General features: G+C 42.1%; 2 protein-coding genes. Both read right to left on the bottom strand.

Annotation, left to right across the window (positions count from 1 at the left end):
- Positions 1 to 50: 50 nt before the first annotated feature.
- The gene (gene lgt / locus I8751_RS16955; RefSeq protein WP_214440308.1) at positions 51 to 914 is read right to left on the bottom strand and encodes a prolipoprotein diacylglyceryl transferase; all 864 of its coding nucleotides are present in this window, start codon (positions 912 to 914) and stop codon (positions 51 to 53) included.
- 325 nt (positions 915 to 1,239) lie between these two features.
- Positions 1,240 to 2,312, bottom strand: a 1,073-nt coding sequence (locus I8751_RS16950; protein WP_214440307.1) for a calcium-binding protein, incomplete at its 5' end; no start/stop codon positions are given.

The following is a 2,312-nucleotide window of genomic DNA, read 5'->3' as shown; positions in this document are numbered from 1 at the left end:
CCTCTGCTCCCCTGCTCCCCTGCTCCCCTGCTCCCCTGCTCCTGTGTTCCCTACTCTCCATCACCTTTGGGAGAAACCACATCAGGAAAAGGGCGTTTACGTATATAAAGCCAAGCCAAACCAGCCAATCCCAAGACAATGCCAACAAGGCTGACAACTTGCGCGATTCGCAAAGGCCCCAACATTAAACTATCAGTACGAAGACCTTCGATCCAAAAGCGCCCTAAGCTGTAAGCTGTCAAGTAAACCATAGATAATGCCCCAAGCCGCAGGCGTAACTTGCCAGATAAACCCCGAAAAAACAAAGTTATCAGCAGAGTGAACACCATTAAATTCCACAGAGATTCATACAGGAATGTGGGATGGAAATACTCAAAATTCGCTAACTCCGGTGGACGGCGTTCTGGTGGAATATAAAGTTTCCAAGGTAAATTGGTAGGGCTGCCAAAAGCTTCAGAGTTAAAGAAATTACCCCAACGCCCGATCGCTTGTCCTAAAATCAATGAAGGAGCGACCAAATCAGCTAGTTGCCAAAAAGAAACTTGCTTGAGCTTGGCAAAAATTAAGGCTGCCAAAGTACCACCAATAATTGCTCCATGAATTGCAATACCTCCTTGCCAAATAGCAACAATCCTCTCTGGGTATTGAGCATATTCTGACCACTGAAATAAAACGTAATAAAGCCGTGCTGCGGGAATTGCCCCAATTACCAGCCAAATTGACAAATCGCTCAGCAAATCAGGATTAATATTACGGCGCTTTGCCAAGTACTGGGAAAGGCTAACGCCGATTAGCACAGCCGTAGCAATCAACAACCCATACCAACGGATAGTTATTGGGCCTAGTTTCACCAGAATGGGGCCTGGAGAAGTAAATTGAAACGCCAAAGGCAAAGTGGAAATATCCAGTGCCATGCAAAAGTACCTAGTTGACTAAACTGTTATGCTTTATCAGCTTCTAACCCTACGACTATAAAGGGCTTTTTGTATATAAACAATTAGAGCAGGTTTTGCTTTACTAGGGACTGGGGACTGAAGACTGCGATGAAAAGCTTATACAATTTTAGATTTTGGATATGAGACATTGATTGCATAGGTGTTTCAGATTGACATTTGTCGCAATCATTTTTCAAATTAATCTTACATAAAATAATACCTTCACCAAATTCAAATTAGTATTAGAACTAACTTTATTTTTGGCAAAGGTATTAAGATGTGGAACAGCTTACTACCTAGAAAACTAGGCAATCAAACTAAAATTGCTACTACTTAGAGTAATATCAGGATTCCCTAAACGGGCAAATTCAAATACTTTTCCTGTACCCAAAGCATTACCATCCTGGTTATAAAATAAGCTACGACTACTTTGACTAAAGACAATATGTGCATTACTGGCATTGACGAATTCATTACTACTGACAACTGCAAAGTCAGTTAAAGCCTGTCCAGCTGTATTAGTAATTGCATTGAAAGTACCTTTACTGAGTACAATTTGGTCTTGTCCCAATTCAAACTGGCTAATGTAATCAACGCCTAAACTGGTGCTAAAGACACCGCTACCTCGGAACAAATATCTATCTTTACCAACTCCTCCCGTGAGACTATCATTACCTAACTCTCCCCAGAGTAAGTCATCACCATTACTTCCTATTAGAGTATCATTACCAGCACCACCACTGAGAGTATTATTCAGTGTATTACCAGTGAGGCGATCGCTACCTGTGCCACCTACTGCATTTTCAATGACATTGTTGGCAGAGAGAATTAGTTTGAGATTGCTATTAACTGTTTGTAAGGTGGTTACACCGAGATTGACGTTTACTGCAACTGTGGTGCTGCTAAAGTTCAGAGTATCAGTGCCACCTGTTGTAGTTTCTGCGATCGTGTCGGTTCCCAAAGCACTGTTAGCAGAGAAAGAATAAGTATCATTTCCCGTACCACCAGACAAGCTATCATTGCCAGCACCGCCACTCAGAGTATTATTTAATGTATTACCAGTGAGGCGATCGCTACCTGTGCCACCTACTGCATTTTCAATGACATTGTTGGCAGAGAGAATTAGTTTGAGATTGCTATTAACTGTTTGTAAGGTGGTTACACCGAGATTGACGTTTACTGCAACTGTGGTGCTGCTAAAGTTCAGAGTATCAGTGGCACCTGTTGTAGTTTCTGCGATCGTGTCGGTTCCCAAGGCACTGTTAGCAGAGAAAGAATAAGTATCATTCCCCGTACCACCATACAAAGTATCATTTCCAGTTCCACCTTCTAAACGGTCATTACCTTGTTCTCCGAACAGGACATCATTGCCACTCA

Source organism: Atlanticothrix silvestris CENA357, from assembly GCF_016056295.1.
In the GTDB taxonomy this organism is placed as follows: Bacteria; Cyanobacteriota; Cyanobacteriia; order Cyanobacteriales; family Nostocaceae; genus Atlanticothrix; species Atlanticothrix silvestris.
Note: the sequence above shows the minus strand (reverse complement) of the source record. Positions and strands in the feature narration are given on the sequence as shown.